The following is a 22,845-nucleotide window of genomic DNA, read 5'->3' as shown; positions in this document are numbered from 1 at the left end:
CGTCTGCGAGGGCGACGAGGTCGTCGCGTTCCTGCTGGCGTTCCGCGAGGGCGTCGCCTACGACAGTCCCAACTACGTGTGGTTCGCGCAGCGTTATCCGCGCTTTTTGTACGTCGATCGCGTCGTCGTCGCCGGCACGCACCAGGGGCGCAAGCTTGGTCCGCTGCTGTATCGCGACCTGTTCGACTTTGCGCGCGCGTCGGACGTCGACACCGTGACCTGCGAGTTCTACACCGTGCCGCCGAACGAGGCGTCGCGGCGTTTCCACTCGGCCTTCGGCTTCAGCGAAGTCGGCTCGCAATGGGTTGCCGACGGTCGCAAGCAGGTGTCGCTGCAGGTCGCGCGCGCGTGAGGCGAATCGCCCGCCAGTGACACGGCGGCGCAGCATGGCTCGGCTAGAATCGCGCGTCCTTTCGAAGCCCGAACGCCCATGTCGCCTCGCGTCCTCACCCTGTCCGTCCTCACCTGCGCGCTCGCGCTGGGTGCCTGCAAGCGCGCCGACACCCTGGCGCCCGGCGCGCCCGCGCCCGCAACCGCTCCGGCCACCTCGGCGAAGCCGACCGCGCCGGTCGACGACAACCTCAACGCCGTGCTCTGGGTGCAGACCAGCGCCGAATACCAGGCCGCGACCACGACCGTCTATCGCGCCGCGGCGGACAAGCTCGATGTCGCATTGAAGGAAAAGAACTGGGACGCGCTGGTCACCGGCGAACGCGGCAACGCGGCCACCGGCCTGCCGCCGGCCGTGGTGATGGATGTGGACGAGACCGTGCTCGACAACTCGCCCTACCAGGCCCGCCTGGTCAGCCAGGGCAAGGAGTACGACGAGGTCACCTGGGACGCCTGGGTCGCCGAGAAGAAGGCCAAGGCAGTGCCGGGCGTCGTCGAGTTCGCCAAGGCCGCGAGCGCGAAGGGCGTGACGATCCTCTATCTCTCCAACCGCGCGGTGCACCTGAAGGACGCGACGATCGCCAACCTCAAGGCCGTCGGCATGCCGGTGAAGGACGACAGCGTGTTCCTCGGCCTTGGCACCGTGGTGGAAGGCTGCGAGCAGAACGGCAGCGAGAAGGATTGCCGTCGCCGCCTCGCCGGCCAGCAGTACCGCGTGCTGATGCAGTTCGGCGACCAGCTCGGCGACTTCGTGCAGGTCACGGCGAACACGCGCGACGGCCGCGCGCAGCTGCTGGACGAATACGGCGACTGGTTCGGCGAGCGCTGGTTCATGCTCCCCAACCCGACCTACGGCAGCTGGGAGCCGGCGCTGTTCAACAACGACTGGGCCCAGCCGCGCGAAGCGCGCCGCGAGGCCAAGCGCGCGGCGTTGAACCTCGCGCCCTGATTTAGTTATTTGAAATCAACGGGTTGCAACGTATTTCTTGAGAGGTTGCATTAGGTTTGGAGGGCAGGTAGTCTGCCCTCCGTCCGGCGCGAGCCGGAGCCATGCCACAACTCGAAGTCCTCCGGCCCCGGCCGGATTTGAAGGAGGCCCCCGGCCTCCTTTTTCTTCGCCCGCGCGCCCACGCCGGCGACGGACGGTCGGTCTTTCCTTCGCCAGAACACATCGCCGTGATCCCGGATGCGCTTCGCTGTCCGGGCGGCACGATGCCGCTTGAACTGTGACGTCGGTTGCAATTCACGGACGCCGATTGGGCAAAGCCCTTCAGGAAGCTTCAGCCCGGCCGATGGAGCGAACAGGCGAACTACGCGCATAGAGGCGCAAGGAAAGGCCATGAAGCGAGTCAGAGTCACGGTGGGCGCCGTGCTCTGCGCAATGGTGGTAGTACTGGTAACGGCAGGCGCGAACGCGCACGCGGCCGGTGGCCGCATCACGTTCACGGGCAGCGTGGTCAACCCCACGTGCATGCCTGCCGCAATCCAGACCACTGCACAGACCGTGCCGCAACACCTTCGAACCCGATGCGACGGTTCGTCGAACCCCACCACCTACACGTTGCAGGTGGAACCCGCCGCGGCGCATTCGCGCTCGCAGCTGGTGAGCTACTACGCGGGCTATCTCCGCGACGCAGGCAACCAGAACGCGGTATGGGTGGCGACGCAGACCTACGACTGAACAGGAAGGTTTACGACCACGAAGCTCGCGGCTTTAGCTCTCGCGCCCGCGGGGTTCACTGGTAGGTCATGGTGAAGGTCAGCGTGCCGCGCACGTCGCCGGCGCTGATCGTACTGCTGCTGGTGCGGTAGTACTGGACGTGGAACGGCACGGACCACGCACCGTTGGGCGTGGTGCCCAGCGACTGGGCGACGGTGAAAGGCACCGGCGCCGATGCCGAGCCATTGAGCAGCTGGATGCCGATGTTGGCCGCGAAGCCCGTGCCGGTGGTCGGCGCGATGATGCCGGTGGGGTTGTTGAAGGGATTGGTCGCGGCGAACGTGATGCTCGCCGTGGTGCCGGACTGGCAGGTCAGGTTGATGTTGAAGCGCGTGCGGCCGGCGGTGGCGCCCTGCGTCTGCAGCGCGGCCGTCGTGACGGCCGGCAGCGTCACCGTCATGTTCTGGGAGCCGGTGTCGACAGTGCACCCCACCGAGGTGACCTGGGCGCCGCCGTTGAGCGTCACCGCCGTGCCCATCGGGCCGCTGCTGGCCGTGGTGCCGTACTCGTACCACCAGAACTGCATCAGTTGCAGGCCCTGCACCGTCCCGGGCGTGACGGCACCTGTCTTCACGAACTGCGCGGTGAAGGTCTGGGTGATCGTCGCGGTGCACCTGCGGTTGTTACCGCTGCCGGTACAGGTGCGGTTGAGCGCGCCGATTTCGAAGCCGGCCGTCGAATTGGGGCCGCAGCGCAGGCAGGCGCTTGCCGACGCCTGGTCCGGGCTGCCGGTGATCTTCAGAGCGATGCCGGCGATGCTGGTGTCGAAGAGGATGCCGTTGGCGCCGGTGTCGGCCGGGTCCCGCGCGGCGAGGTTGCCCGCCTGCACGTAAAGGTTGTTGCCCGACGTGTCGGTGGGCACGCCGGTGCAGTTGAACGTCATCGTCAGCGTGACCGGCGTACCCAGTGTCGTGCCGTTGGCCGCGTTGACCGGCACGGCCACGTTGCCCATCGTCAGGCTGCCGGAAGAACTCGTCGAACACGACGAAGTGGCCGCCAATGCACTGTTGGGCAGCGCCGCGTACAGGAAGCCGAGCATCAGCAGCGCCCAGCACACGCGGAACACGCGCATCAGCGTGGTGGTCTGGGCAACGTTCGGGGTCGGATCGGTCGTCATCGGAAGGTCCGGTCGATCACAGGCTGGCGGCGGCGAAGGTGACGGTCGGCGTGCAGCGCGCGTCGGTCGTCGGCAGGTCGGTGGCGGCGGCGCCGGGCTTCGGCTCGGGCGCCTGGTAGGTGAAGGTGCACTGCATCGGCTTGTCTTCTTCCTGCCAGCTGAGCGAGACGGTGCCTTCCTTCGTCGCGCCGCGGAGCAGCAGGCGGCCGCCCTGGCCGACGGTGCCTAGCGCGTGGCCCTGGATGTCGGTCACCTCGGCGCCGAACGGCACGGCGCGGCCGTCGGACATGCGCACGCGCAGCAGGAGGGTTCGACCGTATTCGGTATCGAAAGTGAGCATCGCCACGCCACCTGCCGTGGGCGCCACGCGGGCGCTGGTGGCGTTGAGCTGGACGTCCAGCGGCAGGCCCTTCGGATCCAGCTCCACGACGTTCATCTGATACGGCGAGAGGTACGGCACCAGCGCGTATCCGAAGCGATCGACCGTAACGCCAGGCGCGTTGACGACACGGGCGCCCTTGGCGTTGGGTGCATGCACCAGGGCCACGGTGTCGCCGGCGGGCTGGCCAAGCGTGATTCCGCCACGATGCGCGACGACGGTGCCGGAGACGCCCAGCGACGCCTGCGAGTAGCCATCGCCTTCGCCATAGGTTGCGTTGGCCACGGCCCATGGCGCGCGATAGCCGGCATTCACGCTGGCCGACGTGCCGATGGCATCGCTATGGGCGGCGCTCACGCCGTAGGTGAACTGATTGGCCTCGCCAGCGCTACCAGCAACGGTGAGCTGCGACTGGTTCTGGCCCTCGGTGTCGTGCACCAGTGCCGCGGTGGCCATCGGCGCACGCGGGCTGCTGCCCAAGGGCACGGTGACGTTGAGTGAGAACTGGTTGGCGTAACGACCCTGCAGGTCCCGCAGACGCGTGGCCGACACGCCGTAATTGAACCAGCGATAGTGATTGTTGTAGCCGACCTGGAACTGGGTGTCGGTGCCTTCGCGCGTCCAGTAGTCACGCGCCGACAGCGTCGCGTAGAGGTTGCCGCCGGACTGGCCGAGGCGCTGGTTGAGGTTGAGGTCGAAGCGGTTGCGCTGGCGCTGCAGCGCATCGGTATACGCCTGCAGGTCTGCGTTGCGGCCGTTCAGTAGCGCGTCGCGCTGTTCCGGCGTGAGCACGCCCACCAGATCGTCGTCCGGCAAGCCGTCGTCGACGGGACGCCCCAGGGCGAAATCGCGCGCGGCGAGCGCTTCGCGCAGGCTGTAGTAGCCGCCGGTGGAATAGCGGTAGGAGGCCAGGCTGAAGGATGTGCCGCTGCCCGGAATTATCTTGCTGTAGGTGGCGCGCAGGCTCTGGCCACTCTGCCGGTCCTGACCCGGCAGTTCGGTGCGCGCCAGCGTGAGGTCGAGCGCGATCGCACCGGCGCGCGTGTTGAGCGAGACGCCGCCGAGCGCGGCCCCGTAGCCCGTCGTGCCCAGGAAGCCGCCATAGCCGGTCACCATGTTGGTGAGACCGCGCTGCAACGTCGCCTGCACCAGCATGGGTTCGTCCTGCGACGCGTCCTCGCGCACGGTGCCCAGGGCGACGCCAAAACGCGAGGTGCCCGGGCGCAGCTGCTGCGGCACGGCGGCGTAAGGCACGGAGAACTCGCGCACCCGGCCATCGGCCTCGGTGACGGTGACTTCCAGATCGCCGCCGTAGCCGGTCGCGTAGAGATCGTCGATCGCGAACGACCCCGGCGACACCGTCGTTTCGTACAGCAGCACGCCGTTCTGGCGGATGGTGACGCGCGCGTTGCTTTCGGCCACGCCCCGCACGGTCGGCGCGTAGCCGCGCTGCGACTCGGGGAGCATGCGGTCGTCGGTTGCCAGCTGCAGGCCACGAATGCCGACACTGTCGAACAACTCGCCGGTCGTGTAGCTGTCGCCCAGGGTGACCTGAGCGCTCATCGAAGCGATGTCGCGACGGGCGTAGGTGGCGATCGACTCGTACTGGCGCGACGAGGACGCGCCAGCCACTGCCGACTGCCAGCTGTAGTTGCCGTCGTGGCGCAGACGCCAGGCGCCGAGGTTCAGGCCGGCATTGAGGCCGACGAAGCCCGACGTCTGTTCGAGCCCGCCACTGCGGCTGCGATACAGGTTCGCGTTGTAGTTGAGCAGGCCGGCGGTCACGCCACTGTTCCACTGATCCGGGCTGACGTAGCCCCGCGCGCGATAGCCGAGCCACGCTTGGGGCACGGTCACGTCCAGGCGCAGTTCGGTCTGGTCATAGATCGCGGTGGCGTCGGGAATGAGGTCGGAGATGGCGGCGCAACCGTCCGCCGCGTCCAGGCGCGCACGCGCTGCCTCGTCGAGTTTCGCGCGCGGCAGGCCGAGTCGGTCGAACATCGCTGCGGTGAAGCACGGCACAGCGCTTTCGTCCGGATTCGGCGCGACGAAGCGGACATCGGCCGAGCCCGACCACTGGCCGTCCAGATAAAGATCGAGGCGGTACAGCCCCGGAGACACCACGTTGCCGCGCTCGAAGCGCGAAAGATCGGCGGCCTGCTGCGCGCCACCGGCCAGCAGCGTCATGTCGAACTGGGCATCGGCCGGCGCGGCCGGCGCGGCGTACACGGTCGAACTGGCGAAAAGCGCGCACGCGATCGCGGTGCCGAGCAACGCACGGCTCGGCACCCGGAAGTCCGGCATGTGGTGGCCGGCGCGCTTCGTCACGGAGCGACGGCTCCGATGAGCGCGGTCGCCGCGCCGAAGTCGTTGACGATGGTGAAGCGCACCGCCGTGCCTGCCGGCGCAGCCGGGAGGCCTTCCGCGCGCAGGCGCAGTTCCGACATCGGGGCAACCATGCCGCTTTCGCTGGCGTAGGCCTTGCCGCCGACGTCGACCGCCAGATCGCTGATGGTTACGTGGTACGGGGTCGGATTGCTGACAAGAACCGATCCTCCCGAGACCTGGAAGCGCAGCTGCTCGGCCGCCTTCAACGGGTCGCCCTGCAGGCCTTCGGGACGAAAGAACAGCTTCAGGCGCGAACGCACCGCCAGCTGCATGTAGTTCTTGCCATCGGTCTCGAGCTCCGCCGGCTTCGGCGGTACTTCCAGCACGTTGAGCCAGAACAGCGATTCGCGGTCCGCAGGCAGCGGCTCGCGGGTGTAGAGGATGCGCAGGCTCTGGTCGCGCTGCGGCTCCATGCGGAACATGGGCGGCGTGACCAGGAACGGCGTATCCACCGAATCCGGGGTCGATTGCGGGTCGCCGCGATCGATCCACGCCTGCACCAGGGCCGGCGTCGTGTTGTCGTTGGTAAGGCGGACGGTGACCTCGCCCCCCTTCGCGGGAAGGATGACGCGCGTGCCGCCGATCAGCACGCTGGCGTGCAAGGCAGGTGCGAAGGCGCAGGCAGCGAGCAGCGCCGCGGCAGCGACGCGGAGGAAGATCGTCGTCATGGAGTTACCTCTGGAATCGGCCCGGGGGTGCCGAAGGCGGGCGAGGCCCGGAGGCCCCGCCCGCCGGGGGACTTACTGGTAGGTCACCGAGTAGATGACGCTCGTGCTCACCGTACCGGCAGTGGCCGGGGCGGTCGCGTAGTAGGCGGCGTAGTAGTTCAGCGAGCCGGCCGTATCGATGGTGAACTGCTTCGAGTTCTGGGCGGTCGGAGCGCCGGCCAGGTTGATGACCGAGCGGTCATCGTTGAACAGGCGGACCTGGACGTTCGTCGCGGTGCCCGCGTTGACCAGGTTGCCGTTGGCGGCGATCGTGGCACCCGGCTCGAAGTACGTGGTGACGCGGGTGTTGGTGCCGCAGCCGGTGAGGTTGATCGAGAACGGCTGGTAGCCGGCGACGGCGGCGGCCGCGCTCAGCGCGGTGGTGGCGACGGTCGGCAGCACGACAGCGACGGCGCCGTTGTTGGCGACCTTGCAGGTCGTGGTGCTGACGCTGCCGGTGACCGTGATCGTGCCGTCGGCAGCGAAGGCCGGGGCGATGGAGACCAAGCCGGCGGCAGCGGCGGCGACGAGGAGGATCTTCTTCATGAGTGCTAAGCCCTTGGAGTGAATAAGGTCCGGCGCGTGGCAGGACGCTTGCGCCGGCGAAGTGCCGGGTCAGGGCTTGGAAAGCAGAATCTGTGCCAACGGTCTCAAAACGCGTTTCGACCCGTTAGGAATGGGTGAAGCAGCTGATTCCGCCAATCCTGAACGAGATTTCGATCACATTTTCCGAAGCTGAAGACGCATTTCGACAGTTCGCGTCACTTTTTGACCCAAAGAATGTGACGCCATGCCGGTATTTCGACGCGCGCATCCACATTTCCAATCCGGGACGGCCTTGGCTTGCCGGCTTCCAGTCACGCCGCCAAGATGCCGCGAGCGACTTGGGGGAAGCCGCATCCGCATGAGACCGATAACCCGCGCCACCGCCGCGCTGACGCTGCTGGCCGCCCTCATGGCGGCCGGATGCCAGCGCGCGCCCGCGCCGGTGGTCGAGCCGACCCCGACCGAACCCACTCAGGCGGTCGAACAACTGATCCGCGACCTGCGCCGCAACGACCTGGTGAGCTACTCGCGCCACGCCGTCCCGCCGGAGCTGCACGCCCGGCTCGACACCGCCTGGAACGAAGGCCGCACGCGCTGGCCGCTGACCGACCTCCCGCTCGACGACCGCCTGCCCGCCTTCATCGACTCGCTGTCGGCTCCGGGCGCCGAGAAGCAGCTGCTGACCGTCTACCAGCGTCAATTTTCCGGCGCGAACGCCGAGCTCCGCTCCGCTGCGGCCACGCTGGGACTGTTCGCGACGCAGTATTTGCGCGCGGAAGGCGATTACAGCGACGACGAACGCGCGCACTACGTGCAACTGGTGAGCGCGATCAGCCGCTGGGCGCAGAAGGCGCCGCTGGGCGACGTGCAACTCGCGCGCCAGACGATTCCCTCGCTGGTCGCCGGCGCTCGCCAGACGGGCCTGGCCGGCGGACCGTACCGCTTCCGCCAGCTGGGCATGCGCCATAGCCTGGAGCGCATGGGCCCGTTCTTCGAACGGATGAAGCGCGTGGTGAAGGTGTACGGGCTGGATGTCGATGCCGACCTCGCCACCGCGCGCGCCAGCCTGATCGCACGCGAGGGGGAGCGCGCCCGGATCCGCCTGCAGTACACGCTGGCCGGCAAGCCGATCGAGGCCGAGCTGGCGGTCGAACGTCGCGACGGCCACTGGTACCTGACCGACGCCCTGCGCCACGCCGAGGCCGAAGCCGCGCGCTCGGCCAACGGCGCGGCCCCCAGGCCGGCGACCGATGAGAATGCGCCCGTCGCCGCCGCCGACAAGGCCACGCAAGCGGCGCCGCCGGCAGCCACGGACGCCCCGTCCGCCGCCACCGCGCCCTGAACGCGCAAGGCCGCAAGGGCATAATGCCCGCGATGCCGAACCAGACGCCCCTGCCTTTCCCGGACGCCGACAAGGACGCGACGACCGCCGCTTCGCCCGCCCGAGAGGATGCGGCGACGACTCCTTCTGTCCCGCCGCCCGACGCCGAAGCGCCCCGCGAGCCCGAAGCCGCGGAGCCGTCCACGTCCGGATCCGGCGCCGACCCGGCGCAGACCGAACTCCCCATCGACGCCGCCAGCCACGTTCGCGATGACGACCGCGGTCGTCGCCCGGGCGGCCCGCGTCGTCCGTCCGTGCGTCGCCCATGGTGGGCGAAGCTGCTCGGCCGGATCATGGCGCCGTGGGTGCAGGTCACCGTCGAACCGCGCAATCCGGCGGCCGAGATCCCCGAGGAATGGAGCGGCCGTCCGGTCTGCTACGTCCTCGAGGACTACGGCCTGTCCAACGCGCTGATCCTCGAACGCGCCTGCCGCGAGGCCGGCCTGCCCTCGCCGCTGCAGCCGCTCCCGGGCGATCCGCTCAAGCGCAAGCGCGCCTACCTCGCGCTGTCGCGCCGCAACGTCAACACGCTGACCCAGCTGCAGCAGTCGCTGGGCACCGCACCGCCGTCGCGCAAGACGCATTCGGGCTCGCTCGCGCACCTGCTCGACGCGCACCGCGCCGATCCGTCGATGGACGTGCAGCTGGTGCCGGTGTCGATCTTCGTCGGCCGCGCGCCGGACAAGAACAGCGGCTGGTTCTCGGTGCTGTTCTCGGAAAACTGGACGCTGGTCGGCCGCTTCCGCCGCTTGCTGGCGATCGCGCTCAACGGTCGCGACACGCTGGTGCGCTTCGCCCCGCCGGTGAGCCTGCGTGCGATCGTCGACGAAGGCCTGCCGCCCGAACGCACGGTGCGCAAGCTCTCGCGCGTGCTGCGCGCGCATTTCCGCCGCATCCGCGCGGCGGTGATCGGCCCCGACCTGTCCACGCGCCGCCTGCTCGTCGACCAGGTGCTGGCTTCGCCCACGGTGAAGGACGCCATCGCCGACCAGGCCGCGCGCGACAAGAGTTCGCTCGCCGACGCGTGGAAGAAGGCGCACGGCTTCGCCTACGAGATCGCGGCCGACTATTCGCATCCGGTCGTGCGTTCGGCGAGCTTCCTGCTGACGCCGGTGTGGAACCGCATCTACCGCGGCGTGCTCGTCCACCACCTGGACAAGCTGAAGGACGACGCGCCCGGTTTCGAAGTGGTCTACGTGCCCTGCCACCGCAGCCACATGGATTACCTGCTGCTGAGCTACCTGCTGTACACGCGCGGCATCGTGCCGCCGCACATCGTGGCCGGCATCAACCTCAACCTGCCGGTCGTCGGCACGCTGCTGCGCAAGGGCGGCGCGTTCTTCATCCGTCGCAGCATCCGCGGCAGCGCGCTGTATTCGGCGGTGCTGAGCGAGTACGTCGCGCAGCTGGTCGCCGGCGGCTATTCGATCGAGTACTTCGTCGAAGGCGGCCGCTCGCGCACGGGCCGCCTGCTGCCGCCGAAGGGCGGCATGGTCGCGATGACGGTGCGCGCCTTCGTGCGCCAGCCCACGCGCCCGGTGCTGTTCCAGCCGATCTACATCGGCTACGAGAAGCTGATGGAAGGCAACAGCTACCTCGACGAGCTGTCCGGCAAGCCGAAGGAAAAGGAATCCATCTGGCAGTTGCTGATGGGCATCCCGAAGGTGCTGCGCAGCAACTACGGTCAGGTGGTGGTGAACTTCGGCGAGCCGATCCGCCTGGGCGACGTGCTCGCCGAGCACGCGCCGGACTGGGACGGCGCGCCGGTCAGCGACGAGGAAAAGCCGGCGTGGCTGTCCGACACCGTGGACGCGCTCGCGCAGCGCATCCAGGTGAACGTCAACCGCGCCGCTGACGTCAATCCGATCAACCTGCTCGCACTCGCCCTGCTGTCCACGCCCAAGCACGCGATGGGCGAAGGCGACCTGCGCGCGCAGATCCAGCTGAGCAAGACGCTGCTGGCCGAGTTGCCGTACTCCGACCGCGTCACGGTGACGCCGCACCCGGTCGAGGAAATCATCGCGCACGGCGAGGAAATCAACGTCCTCACCCGCACCAAGCATCCGCTCGGCGACGTGCTGGGCGTGAGCGGCGACAACGCGGTGCTGCTGAGCTATTTCCGCAACAACGTGCTGCATCTGTTCACGGCGGCGTCATGGATCGCCTGCTGCTTCCAGAACAACCGCCGCATGAGCATCAACGGCGTGCAGCGCCTGGGCCGCAGCGTGTATCCGTTCCTGCAGGCCGAGCTGTTCCTGCCGTGGACGGAGGAGCAGTTCGCCGAGCGCCTCAACCGCACCATCGACGTCTTCATCCGCGAAGGGTTGCTGGAAAAGATCAGCGACGACGAAGGCGGCATCCTCGCGCGCAATTCCGGCCAGAGCGACGAGGTGTTCCGGCTGCGCGCGATCGGCCATTCGCTGCAGCAGGCGTTCGAGCGCTACTACATCGCCATTTCGGTGCTGGTGAAGAACGGCCCGGGCACGCTGACGGCGGCCGAACTGGAAAGCCTCTGCCAGCTCGCGGCGCAGCGCCTGTCGCTGCTCTACGCGCCGGCCGCGCCGGAGTTCTTCGACAAGACGCTGTTCCGCGGCTTCATCCAGAAGCTGCGCGAGATGCGCCTGGTGTGGCCGGACGAGAACAGCAAGCTCGCCTTCGACAGCCGCCTGGACACGTGGGCGAAGGACGCCAAGTTCATCCTCGGCCGCGAACTGCGCCACACGATCGAGAAGATCAGCCCGGAAAGTGCGAAGCCGGCGGCTGCGGTTGAGGTGGGGGGCGGGGCGGCGTAGCGGAGCCGCGGTGGCTTACGTTGCTGCTGTTGCTGTTGCCACTGCTCTTGCTGTTGCTGTTGCTGTTGCTGTTGAACAGCCTTCTACGTTGCTAGCCCCGAAGGGCGCCGCACAGGATGTGCGGCGGTGAGCGCTGAGCCATGGATGGCGAATCGCGAACGCGCCCTTTCTCGCCCCGGTCGCAGGATTGGGTTGGACTTGTACGCACTTTCTTTGGGTTACTTTTCTTTGTGCGAGCAAAGAAAAGTGACCCGAGCGCCGCAGGCGATCGGAAGCTTGGCGGGTGATTCTTCTTTGCTCTTACGCCTTGTTGGTAAAGCGTGGAAAGTCCATGGATGGTGCCGCCGTTCGGCGGCCCAGAAGCGGCACGCCTTCGCGGGAATGACGAGCAACAGCAAGAGCAAGGCCAACGGCGACGGCGACGGCGACCTCAAGATGGATTCCAGCTTTCGCTGGAATGACGATGAGGTGGGTCGCCGACACGAGAGTGCCCCGAGGTTACGGGCCTGGATCCCGGCTTCCGCCGGGATGACGGAGAGGTTGTTCACCCGCCGTGGAGTGCCCGGACGCTGCGGGCCTGCGTCCCGGGTTGCGCCGGGATGACGTTGAGACGGACTCCAGCTTTCGCTGGATGACGGTGATGTGGTTCACCGCCATCGGATTGCTAGGACGCTACGGGCCTGGCTCCCGGCCTTCGCCGGATGACGGTTGGAAGGGTTCTAACGTCAGCGGAAACGACGGTTGCGAAAGAACCACCGCCGCGCGACAAACCTCACACCAGCGCCGCGCGCCCCTCATCCGGGCAATGCACGAAATTCACCGGAATCCCGTGCGCGCCCAGCACGGCGGCGATCTGCCGCTGGCGTGCCTGGAAATGACGGTGCTGCGCTTCCAGCTTCGCGCGGCATTCGGGCGTGTCGCAGGGCGCTTCGGTGGCGTAGCGCGTCTTCCACGCGCGCGGCTCGAACATCGCGATGCGTGCCTCGCCGCTGGTGTAGTGCACCAGCGGTTCCGGCGGCGCGTCGAGCCAGTGCTCGCCTTCGGGCTGCAGCAGCGCGGTTTCCAGCAGCGGCCACAGTTCGGCCAGGCCGGCGTGGTCGTACTGCATCGCCATCATCGCGGCCAGGTCGTGCACCGTGAGGTAGCGCGCGTGTTCGACCTGCACGCCGAAGGCCTGCTGCGCCGCCAGCGCGGTCGCCGCGCCGGCCATGCCGCGCTCCAGCAGTTCGCGTTCGAAGGCCTCGCCCACGCGCGCCGCGACGGCTTCGCTGCCGCCGAGCACGAACGGAACGAGGCGGAACGGGCCGCCAAGGTGATCGGTCGACGGCGTCAATGCGCCAGGCAGGTGCGCGTCGTGCGCGCCGAACGCGATGACCCGCCCCGCATCCGGCGCGACGCCGGCGCGCGGAGCGCGGGCGGCCAGCTGGTCGAGTTCGCGATGCAGCGGCCAGCCCGGACGCAGCAGCTCGACCGGGTCGTAATGCGCACCGACGGTGATCAGGTCCAGCGACGCCGCTTCGGGCACGAAGCCGGCCAGGTCGGCCGCGATCAGTTCCGCCAGCGCGCCCACTTCGGCCTGCGCCAGCGCCTGCCGGTGGACCGGCGCATCGCCGCGCAGTTCCAGGGCGAGCGCCCCGAGCACGTGGAGGGTGGCGGGCGGCGTAGGCATGGCGATCTGCGCTGGAGTCATGGCTTCCGGTATCGAGGATACGGTGGCGTGTGGTCGCCCGCGGGAGCCGGCGGTACACTTCAGGGCCATTATGCCCGCCCGGGTGTAAAGGCCCCGGCGACTTCCCCCTTTCCGAGTTTTTCGCGAGGTGTAGCGATGCGTCCTGCCCGTCCCGTTGCCGTGCTCGGCGGCGTCCGTATCCCGTTCTGCCGCCAGAACACCGCCTATTCGGACGTCGGCAACCTCGGCATGTCCGTGCGCACGCTCGGCGCGCTGGTCGAGAAGTTCGGCCTGCACGGCCAGCAACTGGGCGAGGTCGCGATGGGTGCGGTGATCAAGCACTCGAGCGACTGGAACCTCGGCCGCGAAGCCGCGCTGTCCTCGGGCCTGTCGCCGCTGACGCCGGGCATCACCCTGCAGCGCGCGTGCGGCACCTCGCTGGATTCGATCATCACCATCGGCAACAAGATCGCCGCCGGCCAGATCGACGTGGGCGTGGGCGGCGGTTCGGACACGACGTCCGACGTGCCGATCGTCTACGGCCGCAAGCTGCGTCACCGCCTGCTGGAGGCCTCGCGCGCCAAGACGCCGCGCGACAAGCTGGCCGCGTTCAAGGGCTTCCACCTGCGCGAACTCAAGCCCGAATTCCCGGGCGTGGCCGAGCCGCGCACCGGCAAGTCGATGGGCGAGCACTGCGAGGACATGGCCAAGCAGTGGAACATCTCGCGCGATTCGCAGGACGAATGGGCGCTGTCCTCGCACCTCAAGCTTGCCGCCGCGTACGAGCGCGGCTTCTTCAACGACCTGGTCGTGAGCTTCCGCGGCGTGGCGCGCGACAACATCCTGCGCGCCGACAGCACGCTGGAGAAGCTGGCCTCGCTGAAGCCGGCCTTCGACAAGACCTCCGGCCGCGGCACGCTGACGGCGGGCAATTCGACGCCGCTGACCGACGGCGCGGCGGCGTGCCTGCTGTCCTCGGACGAATGGGCGCGTTCGCACGGCCTGGAACCGCTGTGCTACCTGCGCGACGCGCAGGTCGCGGCGGTGGATTTCGTGCACGGCGAAGGCCTGCTGATGGCGCCGACCGTCGCGGTGCCGGAGATGCTCAAGCGCAACGGCCTGACCCTGCAGGACTTCGACTTCTACGAAATCCATGAGGCCTTCGCCGCGCAGGTGCTGTGCACGCTGCGCGCGTGGGAGAGCGAGGACTACTGCAAGGCCCGCCTCGGCTTGGATGCGCCGATGGGCCGCATCGACGTGGCGAAGATCAACCCGAACGGTTCCTCGCTGGCGGCAGGTCACCCGTTCGCGGCGACCGGTGCACGCATCGTCGCCACCGCCGCGAAGGAACTGAAGCAGCGCGGCGGCGGCCGCTGCCTGGTGTCGATCTGCACTGCCGGCGGCATGGGCGTGGTCGCGATCCTGGAGCGCTGAGCGTCCTTGCTGGCCGCCCGGCCGTGTCGCGGTCCGGGTGCGCCAGTGTCATGACGTCGCGCGCCAGTCTTTCCGTCTCGCGCGCCAGTGGGCGGGACTCGCGTCCCAGTCTTTTTGCCTCGCGCGCCAGGTTCGAAGACTCGCACGCGAGTGTTTTTTTCTGGCGTGCCAGTCTTTCTGGCTGAAGCGCCAGCCGTTTTACCTCGCGCCCCACTCTTTTCGACTCGCGCGCCAGTGACTTGGCCTGATGCGCCAGTGTCTGCGACTCGTGCGCCAGTCTTTCTGGCTGGCGCGGTCGTTCCGACCCCGTCGAACTGGAACGGAGTTTGCACAATCTGTCCTTTCGGGCCTAGGATCGGTGCGCGGGCCAGGCGGTGTGGGGACACCGTCGGCGATGCGGTCCGCGAACGCTCCCAGCGGGCGTGTGCGCTGGCACTGCGGTTCGAGGGGAAATCGATGGGGACGTTGAATCCGTACCAGCCGCCTGTGTCGCGGCTGAGCGAAGCGCTGTCCGCGGAACTCGGTGGCGACTGCTGGCGCGACGGCAAGGACCTGGTCGTCCGGCCGGGCTGCACGCTGCCCGGCCGCTGCATCAAGTGCAATGAACCGGCGGAACTGCCACTCCGACATGCGCGCTTCTACTGGCATCACCCCGCGCTGTACCTGGTGGTGTTTGCCGGCCTGCTGCTTTATCTCGTCATCGCGCTGTTCGTGCGTCGCCGCACGCCGGTGACGCTGGGCCTGTGCGCGCGCCATCTGCGGCGGCGTCGCGCGAACCTCGCCGTGGCGTCGGTGGGCGCGATGCTGGGCCTGGGCGTCATCGCGATGGGCGTGCAACGCGACGTGTTGCCGGTGACCTTCGCGGGCATCGCGTTGATGCTGGCGAGCCTGATGTTCGGCATTGTCGGCTCCCGCCTGCTGGTGGTGACGCGCATCGGCGAGAACTACACACGCTTCCGCGGCGCGGGCGCGGACTTCCTGGCGACGCTGCCGGCGTTTTATCGGACGCGGTGAGGCTCCCGCCAGCCTGCCCTCACCCCAACCCCTCTCCCGCAGGCGGGAGAGGGGCTGAAGCGCACGCGTCGTCATTCCGGCGAAAGCTGGAATCCAGCTTGCTTCTATGTGCGGAGCACCGAGCAACAGCGCAGCGCTGTGCGGCAAAGGTCGTTCGCCGTTGACGCTTCGTTGCCCCTCACCCCAACCCCTCTCCCGATGGGAGAGGGGCTAAAGCGAGCGCTGTGCGGCAAAGGTCGTTTGCCGTTGACGCTTCGTTGCCCAACCCCTCTCAGCTCTGCACTCCCTTCGGTCGCCGATGGGAGAGGGGCTAAAGCGCACGCGTCGTTCCAGCGAAAGCTGGAATCCATTCGCTGTTGCTGTTGCGGTCGAACAGCCTATTCGTTGCTGGCCCCGAAGGGCGCCGCACAGGATGTGCGGCGGTGAGCGCTGAGCCATGGATGGCGAATCGCGAACGCGCCTACTCGCTTGCCGGTCGTAGGATTGATCTGGGCAAATGGAAGGCCCTTTCTTTTGGTTACTTTTCTTTGGGCAAGCAAAGAAAAGGGACCCGAGCGCCGCAGGCGATCGGAAGCTTGGCTAGTGATTCTTCTTTGCTCTTCGACGCTGCGCGTAAAGCGTGAAAAGTCCATGGATTCCCGCCTTCGCGGGAATGACGAGCAAGAGCAAGGGCGACGGCAGCGGCAGCGGCAGCGGCAAGATCAAGATGGATTCCAGCTTTTGCTGGAATGACGTTGAGGTGGGTCACCGACGCGAGAGTGCCCGCACGTTACGGGCCTGGGTCCCGACTTTCGCCGGGAGCCGCTGGGAGCGAAGCCAACCTTCGCTGAAATGACGGCAATGCGGACGCGAGCCGCACCCGCGGCGAACTACTCCACGAAACGGACACGTCGGCGTGCATCACTCCCGCAGCCGCGGCACTCCATGCGCGTCGCGCTCCTCCACGACCGCCTGGTCGAAGATCGTCTGCCGCATGTCCCGTCCCGGCAGCGGCTGCGTCGCTTCGCCGCGCGCGGCGCGCAACGCGTTGGCGTAGCAATGGCGGGCCAGCTTCTCCTCGCCAGACGCCGCGAAGCCATCGCCGAGTTCCTCCCACGCCTCGCTGTTGCCGCCCTGCGCCAGCGCGCGATGCAGATATTGCTCCGCCTGCGGCCACTGGCCCTGCGCGCGCGACAGGCGCGCCAGCGTGAGCAGCAGCGCGGGGCTCGCCGGATGCGCGGGCAACCAGCGTTCGGCCGTGGCGCGGCGTTGTTCGAATCGGTTTACCGGCAACCGTCCGTACAACGCGGCGAGCGATTCGTCCCATTGAGCGTCCAACGCCTGCTCGATGCTTTTCGACGCTGCTTCGTCCCAGCGCATCGCGGCGGCGCGCTCGGCGTAAGCGGCCACGGCAGCGGGATCGTTGCGAAGCGGCTTGGGCAAGGCTTCCCAGCGATCGGCGAGCACGTTCGCGTCGGCCGCCTCGCGCAACGACGCGGCGGCCCACTGCGCTTCCAGCGCGCCGAGGCGCTCGTTCGACAATGCCTGCTGCTGGCGAAGCGCGCCCAGCGTGCCGTAGGCCTCGCCGCTGCGGCCGAGCGATGCCAGCGCTTCGCCGCGCAGCACGAGCCCGCGCGGCGGCAACGGCGTCGCCGACGGCGCATCGAGGATCGACAGCGCCTCGCTCGCACGGCCCTGCGCCAGCGCGAATTCGGCTTCGGCAATCGCGCGCGAGGCCGGATTCGCCGTGCCGATCGCCGTCAGGTGCGCACGCGCCGCGGTTTCGTCGCCGCGCGCCATCGCCGCACGTGCCGCGCCGATGCGACCGACGGCCAATGCGTCGGGTTCCTGCGCGGCCTGCTCCAGCAGTTTTTCCGCGCGCGTCCATTCGCCGCGATGCACGGCGTCGACGCCGTCGATCAATCGCGCGCGCGACTGCTTGCGGCGATGGCGGCGCATCGCCACGAACGGCAGCGTCGCCAGTTTCCACAGCAGCCACAACACGGCGAGCGCCACGACCAGCAGCGCGATCGCCTTCGGAACATTCGTCGTGTAGTCGTTGCCGCCGTAGCGCACGAGCACGTAGCCCGGATCGAGCACCAGCAACTGCGCGACCAGCGCGCCGACCAGCGCCAGAACGATCCAGAACAGCACGTTGCGGAACAGGTTCATGGGCGGCTCCTTGTCGCGGGGTCGTCGATGTGTTCGTGCGTGCCGGGGCATCCGGCGATGCGCGCGGGGGAGGTTGCGATCAACCCGCGGCGCGCAACTGGCGCAGCTGCTGCAGTGTGCTGCCCAGCGTCGGAAGCGTGAGTGAAAGCTCACGGCCGGCGATTTCGCGCAGCTTCGCGCGCTGCTGGTCGAGCATGGGCGACGGTGGCCACAGCCGCGTCATCCAGCCTTCGGCGCGTTGCAGCGCCTTGCGGAAACCAGCGTCGTCCCGGCGTTCGGCGGCGGCGCGCGCCAGCGAGATTTCCAGCTGCAATCCCGACGCCGCGGCGATGCGATCGGGGGGCTGCACGGCGACGGTGCGATCGCTCGGCTGTACGTCGATCAGCGTCGCGAATGCACGACGCCACCACGGCGCATCGGATGGCAACGTGGACTGCGCTTCGACCGGCGCGGTGCTGATCGTCTGCGCGAACGCATCCAGTTCGGCCATCGCACGCACGCGCGGTTCGACGCCGAGGGCATCAACACCCGCGCGTTCCTGCTGCAGCGTCTGGCGCAGGCTCAGGTACGCCGGATCGTCGATGCCGTCGAGCACGTTGCCCGCAAGCACGTACGCACGGCGCGCGCCTTCCAGGTCGCCGGCGATCAGCAGGCGTTGCTGCGCCATGTTGAGCAGCAGTTCGGCTTCGTCCAGGCGCAGCGCCTGTTCGCCGTGGCGGTTGGGATCGGCGAGCTTGGACACGGTGTCCTCGATCAGCGACGAACGCTGGCCGATACCGAGCACTTCATCGCGCAGCACGCGGTTGGTCGCGTCGGCCTGCTGCAGTCGCTGCAGCTGCGAGCGCTGGTCGCGACGGATCGAATCGATGCGACCTTCCACCGCGTCCAGGCGCTGGCCGGCATCGAGCTGCTGCTCGCGGTCGCGCTCGTTGCGCGCCTGCCACTGCGTCCATCCCCATGCGCCGGCGATGACGGCGAGCACGACGACGATCAGCCACGCGATCCAGCCCCGCGAGCGGCGGGCGGGCGGCGTGGTCGGGGCGGGAGGGGACACGGTCGACACGGCTGACTCGGCAAAGCGCGGAGGGCGCCATGCTACCGGATGGCGACGCGCGTCACGCCGCGGGCGTGCCGGCCGCCGCAGCGACGAGGTCGGCCGGACGCGCGCTGCGCGCGATGACCACGTCGGTGAAGCCGTGGGTACGTGCGATGTCGGCCAGACGCTCGCTCGCGGCGACGACCTGCGCGCGGCGCAGGCGATCGAGCACTAGTTCGGGAAGCGCATCGACGACGAGCTGGAGCGCTTCGGCGCTGGAGAGCGCGAGCTTCGCCGGCGCGTCCAGTTCGGCCAGACGGGCGAGCGAGCGCGGCGAAGGCGCGACGGCGATGCGTTCGTATACATCGGCGCGGATCACGCTTGCACCACGTGCTTCGAGTGCGGGGATCAGCACGCCGCGCCCACCGGGCGCGGTGACGAAACCGACCGTTTGCCCGGTCAGTTCCGCCAGTCCGGGCAGCGACAACAGCCCTTCGCTGTCCATGCGACGCGGGGCTTCCACATCGGCGACACCCGCGCGGCGAAGCGCGATCGCCGTGCCTTCGCCGACCGCGAACCAGCGCTGTCCGGGCAGCGCGCGCAACGGTTGCAGGCGTCGCGCCGCACGCACCGCGACGGGACTGGTGACGACCACGCGCGGTGCGGCCAACGCTTCGTGCAATCGTTCTCGTGTGGTTTCGTCGTCGCGCAGATGGAGGCGCCAAGGCGAGATCGCGATCAAACCCGCACCCGCGGAAGCGGCCGCAGCGCGCATCGGCGCGTGCTCGCCGCGTGCGCGCAGCGAGATCACGTACCATCCGGGCGTCGCGGGAGCGGGCATCGCACCAGCATAGCCGTCCCGCGCGTCCCCCATTCCCGGCCCTCGCATGACTTCCGATCCACGCGCCCTGCATCCGTACGCCGACGCACTCGCCCGCCTGCATCACCACTACCAGTCGATGCCGCCGGTCGCGGCTATGGACGTGTCGGTCGCCGATTACGACGGCTATCGCCTGCGTCTGCATGCGCCTCTGGCCACGCATGTCAACGACAAGGGCTGCGCGTTCGGCGGCAGCCTGGCGTCGATGATGACGTTGGCGTCCTGGGGCCTGGTGTCGCTGCACGTCGAGGAAGCGGGGCTGGAGGCCGAGGTGTTCGTCGCCGACAGCCAGATCCGCTACCTCGCGCCGCTCTTCGCCGACCTGGACGTCGAAGCCGAACTTGCGCCGGATGCCGCATGGCCCGGCTTCATCGCCACGCTGCGCGAACGCGGCCGGGCGCGCATCGGCCTGGTCGCCCGCGCGAAGCTGCCCGACGGCGGAATCGCGACGGAGTTCACCGCCCGCTATGTCGCCATCGCCAAGCCGCGCGCGGCGGGCGCGATCAGCGGCTAGCATGGGCGCTCGAATCGAGGGGAACGCGATGCGCCTGACCAAGACCCTGCTGCTGGCCGTGCTGGCGCTGCTGCTCGTGGCCACCGCGCCCGCCTTCGCCCGCGGCAAGATGGACCAGCTGCAGGCCAACCAGTACGCATGGTCGGGCGCGATCCGCTGGGGCGACTTCGAGGGTGCGCTGAGCCTGATCGAACCGGGCTACCGCGAGGCACACCCCGTGTCGGACCTGGAGCTCAAGCGCTACGAGCAGGTCCAGATCACCGCCTATCGCGAGCGCAACAGCTCGGCCGACAAGAAGGGCGGCATCGCGCTGCGGGACATCGAGATCGGCGTGGTCAACCGCCACACGCAGGCCGAACGCACGGTCCGCTACCGCGAGGAATGGCGCTGGGACGAGGCGTCCAAGAACTGGTGGCTCGTGTCCGGCATGCCCGACCTGTGGGATGGCGAGTAACAAAACGCGCTGTTTTGCGCCGCCGCCGCCACTGGGCGACAATCCCGGCCCCGTTTCCTGCGCCGTGATGCCGTGACTTTCCAAGACCTGCTGGCCTTCGCCGAGCGCCACCTCTACCTCTCGCTCGGCCTCGTCGGCCTGACGGTGGCGATCCTCTACACCGAAGTCGCGCGCCTGTTCCGCGGCTACAAGGCGCTGCGCCCGGCCGAGCTGACGGGCCTGATGAACCGCGAGAACGCGCTGGTGGTCGACCTGTCGGCCAGCGCCGACTTCGAGAAGGGCCACATCGCCGGCAGCAAGTCGGTGCAGCCCAGCCAGTTCGATCCGGAGAGCAAGCTGCTCGCCGGCGCGAAGGAACTTCCGGTGGTGGTCGTCTGCCGCAACGGCCAGGGCTCGGCCGATGCCGCCAAGCGCCTGAAGAAGGCCGGCTTCAAGCACGTGTACTGGCTCGACGGCGGCATCGGCGCCTGGCAGGCGGCCGACCTGCCGCTGGTGAAGGGTCGCGCCTGACGCGCGATTCTTGCCGCGCTCGGCGGGGTTGATCGCCGTCGCGCACGCCCCAACACCGTCCTTGGGGACCGGCCCTGGTGGCTCGTCGGGGCGCCTTCGCCCACGCATTCTGAACAGCCGGGCACGTCGTGAACGCGTGCCATAATCGACCACTTACCGCAATTTCAACGCTTGGAGCACGAGAGATGTCCGAAGAAAACGTCAACGGCAATGCCGCGTCCGCCGAAACCAACGGCCCGGCGTTCACCGTCGAGAAGATCTACGTCAAGGACGTCTCCTTCGAGGTTCCGGGCGGTCCGGCGATCTTCAACGAGCAGGCGCAGCCGCAGCTCCAGATGAACCTCAACCAGAGCGTGCAGCGCCTCAACGACAACGCCTTCGAAGTCGTCCTGGGCATCACGCTGACCTGCTCGGCCAACGAGAAGACCCTGTACGTCGCCGAAGTGAAGCAGGCCGGCGTGTTCGGCCTGGCCGGCTTCGACGCGCAGACGCTGGACGCGATGCTCGGCACGCACTGCCCGAACGTCCTGTACCCGTACACCCGCCAGCTGATCAGCGACCTCATCCAGGCCGGCGGCTTCCCGCCGTTCTACCTGCAGCCGATCAACTTCGACGCGCTCTACGCCGAAGGCCTCCGCCAGCGCGCCGCGCAGCAGCAGTCGGGTCTGGCCGACGCCGAGACCGCCGGCAACGCCTGATCGCGCCGCGGCATGGAAGCGAACGCACTTCCTAACGTCGCGGTGCTCGGCGCGGGCTCCTGGGGCACCGCCCTGGCAGCCCTGATCGCACGGCACGGTCACCCGACCGTGCTGTGGGGTCGCGATGCCGACGGCATTGAGGCCATCGAAACCCGCCACGAGAACCCGCGCTACCTCCCCGGCATTCCGCTGCCGGCGTCGCTGCGCGCGACCACCGATCTCGAGCATTCGCTGAAGGGTGCCGACTTCGTCCTCGTCGTCGTGCCCTCGCACGCCTTCGCCGAAACCCTGCGCAAGCTCGCCCCGCATCGCCCGGCACACGCCGGCGTGGCGTGGGCGACGAAGGGGTTCGAGCCGGGCAGCGGCCGGTTCCTGCATGAAGTAGCCGAAGAGGTGCTCGGTCCCGACGTGCCGCTGGCCGTCGTGACGGGCCCGTCGTTCGCGAAGGAAGTCGCGCAGGGCCTGCCGACCGCCCTGACCGTGCACGGTAACGACGCGTCGTTCGCGCAGGCCGTCGCCGATGCTCTGCACGGTCCGGCGTTCCGCGCCTACACCGGCAACGACATGCTCGGCGCGGAACTCGGCGGCGCGATGAAGAACGTGCTCGCGGTCGCCACCGGCGTCGCCGACGGCATGCAGCTCGGCCTCAACGCGCGTGCGGGCCTGATCACCCGCGGGCTCAACGAGATGCTCCGCCTCAATCACGCCATCGGCGGCAAGGCCGAGACGCTGATGGGCCTGGCGGGCCTGGGCGACCTGGTGCTCACGTGTACGGGCGATCTTTCGCGCAACCGTCGCCTGGGCCTCGCGCTCGGCCGCGGCCAGTCGATCGAGGACGCCGTGCGCGAGATTGGACAGGTGGTCGAATCGGTGCAGACGGCCGACGAGGTCATGCGCCAGGCCGAGCGCCACGGCATCGAACTGCCGATCTCCAGCGCGGTGCAATGCGTGCTGCACGGCGACCTGACGCCGGCCGAGGGCCTCAAGCTCCTGCTCTCGCGCGAACAGAAGCCGGAATATCCGCGCAACCTGTTCGGCTGAGCGTTCCGGATGTCCGAAAAGAAA

General features: G+C 68.6%; 22 protein-coding genes. 14 read left to right on the top strand and 8 right to left on the bottom strand.

From position 1 onward, the window contains the following. From DX912_RS14065 to DX912_RS14055, 3 genes are all read left to right on the top strand, one after another. A partial coding sequence (locus tag DX912_RS14065; protein ID WP_115843304.1) for a GNAT family N-acetyltransferase occupies window positions 1-352 on the top strand: 352 nt, incomplete at its 5' end. A 78-nt stretch (window positions 353-430) separates the two neighbouring features. After that, window positions 431-1,339 carry a 5'-nucleotidase, lipoprotein e(P4) family gene (locus DX912_RS14060; protein ID WP_115843302.1) on the top strand — a complete coding sequence of 303 codons (909 nt, stop codon included), beginning with the start codon at window positions 431-433 and terminating at the stop codon, window positions 1,337-1,339. A 390-nt stretch (window positions 1,340-1,729) separates the two neighbouring features. Continuing rightward, window positions 1,730-2,071, top strand: a complete 342-nt coding sequence (locus DX912_RS14055) for a hypothetical protein (RefSeq protein WP_147298652.1) — start codon at window positions 1,730-1,732, stop codon at window positions 2,069-2,071. Window positions 2,072-2,126: 55 nt separating this feature from the next. On the opposite strand, the gene DX912_RS14050 is transcribed toward DX912_RS14055, so the two are convergent. The 4 genes from DX912_RS14050 to DX912_RS14035 form a co-directional block, all read right to left on the bottom strand. Next, window positions 2,127-3,227, bottom strand: a complete 1,101-nt coding sequence (locus DX912_RS14050) for a fimbrial protein (RefSeq protein ID WP_115843298.1) — start codon at window positions 3,225-3,227, stop codon at window positions 2,127-2,129. 16 nt (window positions 3,228-3,243) lie between these two features. Then, window positions 3,244-5,934, bottom strand: a complete 2,691-nt coding sequence (locus DX912_RS14045) for a fimbria/pilus outer membrane usher protein (protein ID WP_115843296.1) — start codon at window positions 5,932-5,934, stop codon at window positions 3,244-3,246. Continuing rightward, window positions 5,931-6,662: a fimbrial biogenesis chaperone gene (locus tag DX912_RS14040; RefSeq protein WP_115843293.1), complete on the bottom strand. Its 732-nt coding sequence runs from the start codon at window positions 6,660-6,662 to the stop codon at window positions 5,931-5,933. Before DX912_RS14040 ends, DX912_RS14045 begins: the two co-directional genes overlap by 4 nt. Window positions 6,663-6,734: 72 nt before the next feature. Beyond that, the gene (locus DX912_RS14035; protein ID WP_115843291.1) at window positions 6,735-7,247 is read right to left on the bottom strand and encodes a fimbrial protein; all 513 of its coding nucleotides are present in this window, start codon (window positions 7,245-7,247) and stop codon (window positions 6,735-6,737) included. A gap of 134 nt (window positions 7,248-7,381) precedes the next feature. Here DX912_RS14035 and DX912_RS18205 point away from each other — a divergent pair, with 134 nt between their 5' ends. The 3 genes from DX912_RS18205 to plsB are packed head-to-tail and all read left to right on the top strand — an operon-like array spanning window position 7,382 to window position 11,420. Continuing rightward, complete coding sequence (locus DX912_RS18205) at window positions 7,382-7,609, top strand: hypothetical protein (protein ID WP_147298651.1); 228 nt, start codon at window positions 7,382-7,384, stop codon at window positions 7,607-7,609. After that, window positions 7,606-8,589, top strand: coding sequence for a hypothetical protein (locus DX912_RS14030; RefSeq protein WP_115843289.1), 984 nt, complete (start codon window positions 7,606-7,608; stop codon window positions 8,587-8,589). Before DX912_RS18205 ends, DX912_RS14030 begins: the two co-directional genes overlap by 4 nt. A 23-nt stretch (window positions 8,590-8,612) precedes the next feature. Next, window positions 8,613-11,420, top strand: a complete 2,808-nt coding sequence (plsB, locus tag DX912_RS14025; RefSeq protein ID WP_115843287.1) for a glycerol-3-phosphate 1-O-acyltransferase PlsB — start codon at window positions 8,613-8,615, stop codon at window positions 11,418-11,420. Between the two features lie 772 nt (window positions 11,421-12,192). Here plsB and DX912_RS14020 read toward each other — a convergent pair. After that, a complete protein-coding gene (locus DX912_RS14020) occupies window positions 12,193-13,089 on the bottom strand; it encodes a hypothetical protein (RefSeq protein WP_115843285.1) in 897 nt (298 codons plus the stop codon). A 156-nt stretch (window positions 13,090-13,245) separates the two neighbouring features. On the opposite strand from DX912_RS14020, the gene DX912_RS14015 reads away from it, so the two are divergent. From DX912_RS14015 to DX912_RS18440, 3 genes are all read left to right on the top strand, one after another. Continuing rightward, window positions 13,246-14,523 carry an acetyl-CoA C-acetyltransferase gene (locus DX912_RS14015; protein WP_115843283.1) on the top strand — a complete coding sequence of 426 codons (1,278 nt, stop codon included), beginning with the start codon at window positions 13,246-13,248 and terminating at the stop codon, window positions 14,521-14,523. Window positions 14,524-14,979: 456 nt separating this feature from the next. Beyond that, entirely contained in the window at window positions 14,980-15,537 is a 558-nt protein-coding gene (locus tag DX912_RS14010) for a hypothetical protein (RefSeq protein WP_115843281.1), read from the top strand. Window positions 15,538-15,977: 440 nt separating this feature from the next. Further along, on the top strand, window positions 15,978-16,160 hold the full coding sequence (locus DX912_RS18440; RefSeq protein WP_181902839.1) for a hypothetical protein: 183 nt from the start codon (window positions 15,978-15,980) through the stop codon (window positions 16,158-16,160). Between the two features lie 277 nt (window positions 16,161-16,437). Here the strand turns inward: DX912_RS18440 and DX912_RS14005 are convergent, their stop codons facing one another. The 3 genes from DX912_RS14005 to DX912_RS13995 form a co-directional block, all read right to left on the bottom strand. Next, complete coding sequence (locus tag DX912_RS14005; RefSeq protein ID WP_115843279.1) at window positions 16,438-17,688, bottom strand: heme biosynthesis protein HemY; 1,251 nt, start codon at window positions 17,686-17,688, stop codon at window positions 16,438-16,440. Window positions 17,689-17,767: 79 nt separating this feature from the next. Then, window positions 17,768-18,742 carry a uroporphyrinogen-III C-methyltransferase gene (locus tag DX912_RS14000; protein ID WP_115843354.1) on the bottom strand — a complete coding sequence of 325 codons (975 nt, stop codon included), beginning with the start codon at window positions 18,740-18,742 and terminating at the stop codon, window positions 17,768-17,770. A gap of 61 nt (window positions 18,743-18,803) precedes the next feature. Beyond that, on the bottom strand, window positions 18,804-19,565 hold the full coding sequence (locus tag DX912_RS13995) for a uroporphyrinogen-III synthase (RefSeq protein WP_115843352.1): 762 nt from the start codon (window positions 19,563-19,565) through the stop codon (window positions 18,804-18,806). A 46-nt stretch (window positions 19,566-19,611) separates the two neighbouring features. On the opposite strand from DX912_RS13995, the gene DX912_RS13990 reads away from it, so the two are divergent. The 5 genes from DX912_RS13990 to DX912_RS13970 all read left to right on the top strand — a co-directional run bounded on the left by DX912_RS13990 (window position 19,612) and on the right by DX912_RS13970 (window position 22,821). Next, window positions 19,612-20,118, top strand: coding sequence for a YiiD C-terminal domain-containing protein (locus DX912_RS13990; RefSeq protein ID WP_233433596.1), 507 nt, complete (start codon window positions 19,612-19,614; stop codon window positions 20,116-20,118). A 28-nt stretch (window positions 20,119-20,146) separates the two neighbouring features. Beyond that, window positions 20,147-20,572: a hypothetical protein gene (locus DX912_RS13985; RefSeq protein WP_115843277.1), complete on the top strand. Its 426-nt coding sequence runs from the start codon at window positions 20,147-20,149 to the stop codon at window positions 20,570-20,572. A 72-nt stretch (window positions 20,573-20,644) separates the two neighbouring features. Further along, window positions 20,645-21,082 carry a rhodanese-like domain-containing protein gene (locus DX912_RS13980; RefSeq protein WP_115843274.1) on the top strand — a complete coding sequence of 146 codons (438 nt, stop codon included), beginning with the start codon at window positions 20,645-20,647 and terminating at the stop codon, window positions 21,080-21,082. A gap of 185 nt (window positions 21,083-21,267) precedes the next feature. Continuing rightward, window positions 21,268-21,780 carry a protein-export chaperone SecB gene (gene secB, locus DX912_RS13975; RefSeq protein ID WP_115843272.1) on the top strand — a complete coding sequence of 171 codons (513 nt, stop codon included), beginning with the start codon at window positions 21,268-21,270 and terminating at the stop codon, window positions 21,778-21,780. Between the two features lie 12 nt (window positions 21,781-21,792). Beyond that, on the top strand, window positions 21,793-22,821 hold the full coding sequence (locus DX912_RS13970) for an NAD(P)H-dependent glycerol-3-phosphate dehydrogenase (RefSeq protein WP_115843270.1): 1,029 nt from the start codon (window positions 21,793-21,795) through the stop codon (window positions 22,819-22,821). Window positions 22,822-22,845 lie beyond the last annotated feature (24 nt).

The sequence above is a fragment of the Lysobacter soli genome (assembly GCF_003382285.1).
Classification (GTDB): Bacteria; Pseudomonadota; Gammaproteobacteria; order Xanthomonadales; family Xanthomonadaceae; genus Lysobacter_J; species Lysobacter_J soli.
The sequence above is the reverse complement of the archived record's forward strand: the minus strand, read 5'-3'. Positions and strand labels throughout refer to the sequence as shown.